The sequence below is a fragment of the Actinosynnema sp. genome, from assembly GCF_052038725.1.
The window spans coordinates 1-5198 of the sequence record NZ_JBQGCX010001245.1 but is presented as its reverse complement, the minus strand read 5'-3'; the positions used below and the strand labels follow the sequence as shown (position 1 = coordinate 5198).

Below are 5198 nucleotides of genomic sequence, written 5' to 3'. Positions count from 1 at the left end.
TGGGGGATGACGTGGGCTGTAGTGGTCCCGGCGGCGTCAGCCCTGGCGGCAGCAGCCCCGTTGGTGGCAACGGCGGCAGCGGGCCCGATGTCGGCGGCATCGGTGATGGGGCAGGCAGCGGGCCCGATGTTGGCGCCATCGGTGATGAGGCAGGCGGCAGCCGTGCAGGCGGCCGTGCCAGTGGCAACGCCAACGGCAACGCGGGCGGCGGCCCTGCCGGTGGCGACACGGCTGGCGATGGCGCGGGCGGCGACAACGCTGGTGGCAGTGCGAGTTGCGGCAGCGCGGGTGGCGACAACGCCGGTGGCAGTGCGGGTGGCCACAGCGCCGGTGGCAGTGCGAGCTGCGGCAGTGCGGGCGGCGACAACGTCGGTGGCAACGCGGTTGGCGAGGGCGGCAGCGCCAGGGTGGGCAGGAGCAGGAGCAGGGTGGTGATGGTGGTGAGGGGCATGGGGCAAGCGTTGCGCCGGGGGTGTGCTGGTGACCAGGGGTGATCCGGCGGCTGTGGAGAACTCCGGGGGCTGTGGAGAACCTGCGGGGTCGGTTCGTTGTTCCGGAGTGCTCGGGCGTACACTTCTGCCGCGGCCCGTCTGAGCACGGGACGACTTCGCGTGCTACCGCTGATCCGATCCCCAAGTCGAGTCGCGGTGTCCGGCGGTCCCGTTCTGCTTCGTCAGCACGGGTCCGGGCGCCGGCGGGAGCACCAGGGCGGCGCGCCATCCACGGTGTGCCGCGACAACCGGACCGCGCGCCCCCAGGGGGTGCGCCCAGATGAAGAGGTGCGAACCGGTCATGGCCGTCGTCACCATGAAGCAGCTGCTCGACAGCGGCGTTCACTTCGGGCACCAGACCCGGCGCTGGAACCCGAAGATGAAGCGCTACATCTTCACCGAGCGCAACGGCATCTACATCATCGACCTGATGCAGACGCTGACCTACATCGACCGGGCGTTCGAGTTCGTCCGCGAGACGGTCGCGCACGGCGGGTCGATCCTGTTCATCGGCACCAAGAAGCAGGCGCAGGAGGCCATCGCCAACGAGGCGCTCCGCGTCGGCATGCCCTTCGTGAACCAGCGCTGGCTGGGCGGCATGCTCACCAACTTCTCCACGGTGCACAAGCGCCTCCAGCGGCTCAAGGAGCTGGAGTCGATGGAGCAGACCGGCGGTTTCCAGGGTTTCACCAAGAAGGAAATCCTGATGATGAACCGCGAGAAGGACAAGCTGGAGCGCACGCTCGGCGGTATCCGCGACATGTCCAAGGTGCCCAGCGCCGTCTGGATCGTGGACACCAAGAAGGAGCACATCGCGGTCGGTGAGGCTCGCAAGCTGAACATCCCGATCGTCGCGATCCTCGACACCAACTGCGACCCGGACGAGGTCGACTACCCGATTCCGGGCAACGACGACGCGATCCGCTCGGCCGCGCTGCTGACCAAGGTCGTGGCCGAGGCCGCCGCCGCCGGTCTCATGTCGCGCTCCGGCGTCCGCACCGGCAACGCCGGTGGCGCGGAGAAGCCCGAGCCGGGCACCGACGAGCCGCTGGCCGAGTGGGAGCAGGAGCTGCTGGTCAACGCGGAGGCCCCGGCCGCCGCCGAGACCCCCGCCGCTGACGCCCCCGCCGAGGCCCCCGCCGCCGAGGCGCCCGCCGAGGGCACCGAGGCCGTCCAGTCCTGACCCGTCGCGACGCCGCGCCCACCTCACCCGGTGGGCGCGGCGCGTGCGCAAAGCCCCCGCAGAAGGAACGGAAATCGCACGATGGCGAACTACACCGCCGCTGACGTGAAGCGCCTCCGCGAGCTGACCGCCGCAGGCATGATGGACTGCAAGAAGGCACTCGAAGAGACCGACGGCGACTTCGACAAGGCCATCGAGATCCTGCGCATCAAGGGCGCCAAGGACGTGGCCAAGCGCGCCGAGCGCACCACGGCCAACGGCCTGGTCGCGGCCGAGGGCGGCGTGATGGTCGAGCTGCGCTGCGAGACCGACTTCGTCGCGAAGAACTCCGACTTCCAGGAGCTCGCCGCCAAGGTCATCGCGGTCGCCAAGGCGACCCGCCCGGCCGACGTCGAGGTGCTCAAGGCCACCGAGCTCGACGGCAAGACCGTCGACGCCGTGGTCCAGGAGTTCTCCGCCAAGATCGGCGAGAAGCTGGAGCTGGCCAAGGTCGCCGTCTTCGACGGCGCCGTGACCACCTACCTGCACCGCCGCTCCGCCGACCTGCCGCCCGCCGTGGGCGTCGTGGTCGAGTACACGGGCGACAACGAGGAGGCCGCCCGCGGCGTCTGCATGCAGATCGCCGCGATGAGCCCCCGCTACCTGACCCGCGACGAGGTCCCGGCCGAGATCGTGGCGAACGAGCGCGACATCGCCGAGAAGACCTCCCGCGAGGAGGGCAAGCCCGAGGCGGCGCTGCCCAAGATCGTCGAGGGTCGCGTCAACGGCTTCTTCAAGGACGTCGTGCTCCTGGAGCAGGCTTCCGTGACGGAGTCCAAGAAGACCGTCAAGGCCGTGCTGGACGAGGCCGGGGTCACCGTGACCCGCTTCGCCCGGTTCGAGGTCGGCCAGGCCTGATTCGCGTGAGGGCGGGGTTGCGACGCGCGGCAACCCCGCCCTTGCCGTGTCCAAAGCCCTTGCCGTGTCCAGAGGAGGACCCGTGAGCGCAGAACTCGACCAGGCACTCGACCAGGCAGCAGTGCTCGACCAGGCAGCCCCGACCGGCGGCTACCACCGGGTGATGCTCAAGCTCGGCGGCGAGATGTTCGGCGGCGGCGGGGTCGGCGTCGACCCGGACGTCGTGCAGACCGTCGCCCGCCAGATCGCCGCCGTGGTCCGGACCGGGGTCCAGGTCGCGGTCGTCATCGGCGGCGGCAACTTCTTCCGGGGCGCCGAGCTCCAGCAGCGCGGCATGGACCGCAGCCGCGCCGACTACATGGGGATGCTCGGCACGGTCATGAACTGCCTCGCCCTCCAGGACTTCCTGGAGCGCGAGCACGGCATCGACACCCGCGTGCAGACCGCCATCACCATGGGCCAGGTCGCCGAGTCGTACATCCCGCGCCGCGCCATGCGCCACCTCGACAAGGGTCGCGTGGTCATCTTCGGCGGCGGCGCCGGAATGCCCTACTTCTCCACCGACACCACCGCCGCCCAGCGCGCGCTGGAGATCGGGTGCGAGGTCGTCCTGATGGCCAAGGCCGTGGACGGCATCTACACCGCCGACCCGAGGACCACCCCGGACGCGCGCATGTTCGACAGCATCACCCACCGCGAGGTCCTGGAGCGCGGCCTGAACGTCGCCGACGCGACCGCCTTCAGCCTGTGCATGGACAACAACCTCCCGATCATGGTGTTCAACCTCCTCACGGAGGGCAACATCGCCCGCGCCGTGCGCGGTGAGAAGATCGGGACGTTGGTGAGCACCCCCGGTGCCCGCCAGTCCGCCTAGACCTGCTGGGATTCGAGCCGAACCGCGCACACCAAGGGAGTCAACGTGATCGACGAGACCCTCCTCGAGGCCGAGGAGAAGATGGAGAAGGCGGTGACGGTCTCCAAGGAGGACCTCGCCACCGTCCGCACCGGCCGCGCCACCCCGGCGATGTTCTCCCGCATCGTCGCCGAGTACTACGGCTCGATGACGCCCATCAACCAGCTGGCCTCCATCGCCGTCCCCGAGCCGCGCATGGCCGTGGTCAAGCCCTTCGACAAGGGCGCGATGACCGCCATCGAGAAGGCGATCCGGGACTCCGACCTGGGCGTCAACCCCTCGAACGACGGCACCGTCATCCGCGTGGTCTTCCCGCAGCTCTCCGAGGAGCGCCGCCGCGAGATGGTCAAGGTCGCCAAGGGCAAGGGCGAGGACGCCAAGGTGTCCATCCGCAACATCCGCCGCAAGGCCAAGGAGGAGCTCGACCGCCTGGTCAAGGACGGCGAGGTCGGCGAGGACGACGGCGCGCGCGGCGAGAAGGAGCTGGAGAACGTCACGCACCGCTACATCGCCCAGGTCGACGAGGCGATGAAGAACAAGGAAGCCGAACTCCTCGAGGTGTAGGTGCTAGATGCGCATCAGCACGTCCGGCCGGGTCGCCGGCATCGTGGTTCGCTGGGCCGGTGACGGGTCGTGACGGCAGGGGTACGGGTGTCAGGCAGCGGTGAGCAGGGTCCGGCGCCCAAGGCGTCGCGCGCGGGGCGCGACCTGCGCTCCGCCATCGGCGTGGCGCTCGTCCTGCTGGCGGTCATCGGCGTCTCGCTGTTCACCGACCGGCACCTGTTCATCGGCGTGGTCGCCGTCGCCGTCGCCGTCTCGACCTTCGAGCTCGCCGGAGCGCTGAAGCGCGGGGCGGGCATCACCGTCGCCCTCGTCCCGGTGCTCGCGGGCGGGCAGGCGGTGCTGTGGCTGGCGTGGCCCTACGGCCGCGACGGCGTGCTCGCCGCCTTCGTCGTCACCGCGCTGGTCACCATGCTGTGGCGGCTCAAGGACGGCGCCGACGGCTACCTGCGCGACGTCACCGCCTCGGTGTTCACCGTGGTGTACGTGGCGGTGTTCGCCTCGTTCGCGGTCATGCTGGTGCTCCCGGAGGACGGCGCCCTCCGGGTGCTCGCCTTCCTGCTCGGCGTGGTGCTGTCGGACACCGGCGGCTACATCGCGGGCGTGTTCCTCGGCAAGCACCCGATGGCGCCGAGGATCAGCCCGAAGAAGTCCTGGGAGGGCTTCGCCGGGTCGCTCGTGGCGGGCATGGCGGGCGGTGTCCTGACCGTGGGCGCGCTGCTCGGCGGGCAGTGGTGGCACGGCGTGCTGTTCGGCGCGGCCATCGTGGTCACGGCCACCACCGGCGACCTGATCGAGTCGCTGATCAAGCGCGACCTCGGGATCAAGGACATGGGCGACCTGCTGCCCGGCCACGGCGGGCTGATGGACCGCATGGACTCGCTGCTGCCCTCGGCGGTGGCGGGCTGGATGATGCTGCAGCTGTTCGTGCCCTGACGGGCGGATCGAGCGCGGGCCGGGCGGACGGGCGGAGAACCGGCTGAGCGGCAGCGCGAGACCACGGTGCACCGACTCGTGGTCTCGCACTGCTGCGCAGCGCGGGGAGCACCGCACCCCGGCCCCGGTCGTTTTCAGGGGACCTCTCAGTCGTCGTACGGGTCGTCCACCTCGGCCCCGTAGTCGCCGTCGGCGAGCGGGGTCGCGCGGGACGGGT

At 70.4% G+C, this 5198-nt stretch carries 5 protein-coding genes and 1 pseudogene; 5 read left to right on the top strand and 1 reads right to left on the bottom strand.

Annotated elements, in window-relative coordinates; all coding sequences use genetic code 11:
• Positions 1-323, bottom strand: a pseudogene (locus ACTUAL_RS26265) (hypothetical protein); the annotation flags it as partial.
• A 469-nt stretch (positions 324-792) separates the two neighbouring features.
• Here ACTUAL_RS26265 and rpsB point away from each other — a divergent pair.
• The 5 genes from rpsB (at position 793) to ACTUAL_RS26240 (ending at position 4981) form a co-directional block, all read left to right on the top strand.
• Positions 793-1674, top strand: a complete 882-nt coding sequence (rpsB, locus tag ACTUAL_RS26260) for a 30S ribosomal protein S2 (RefSeq protein WP_440902119.1) — start codon at positions 793-795, stop codon at positions 1672-1674.
• Positions 1675-1755: 81 nt separating this feature from the next.
• Positions 1756-2571: a translation elongation factor Ts gene (tsf, locus tag ACTUAL_RS26255; protein ID WP_096496584.1), complete on the top strand. Its 816-nt coding sequence runs from the start codon at positions 1756-1758 to the stop codon at positions 2569-2571.
• Positions 2572-2734: 163 nt separating this feature from the next.
• On the top strand, positions 2735-3445 hold the full coding sequence (gene pyrH / locus ACTUAL_RS26250; protein ID WP_049797202.1) for a UMP kinase: 711 nt from the start codon (positions 2735-2737) through the stop codon (positions 3443-3445).
• 45 nt (positions 3446-3490) lie between these two features.
• A complete protein-coding gene (frr, locus tag ACTUAL_RS26245; RefSeq protein ID WP_096496583.1) occupies positions 3491-4048 on the top strand; it encodes a ribosome recycling factor in 558 nt (185 codons plus the stop codon).
• A gap of 87 nt (positions 4049-4135) precedes the next feature.
• Positions 4136-4981, top strand: a complete 846-nt coding sequence (locus ACTUAL_RS26240) for a phosphatidate cytidylyltransferase (RefSeq protein ID WP_440902118.1) — start codon at positions 4136-4138, stop codon at positions 4979-4981.
• Positions 4982-5198: the final 217 nt, after the last annotated feature.

Bases quoted from the DNA above. Each gene is read 5' to 3' on its own strand.
- pyrH (WP_049797202.1), top strand. From the start codon at position 2,735: ATGCTCAAGCTCGGCGGCGAGATGTTCGGCGGCGGCGGGGTCGGCGTC.
- rpsB (WP_440902119.1), top strand. From the start codon at position 793: ATGGCCGTCGTCACCATGAAGCAGCTGCTCGACAGCGGCGTTCACTTC.
- tsf (WP_096496584.1), top strand. From the start codon at position 1,756: ATGGCGAACTACACCGCCGCTGACGTGAAGCGCCTCCGCGAGCTGACC.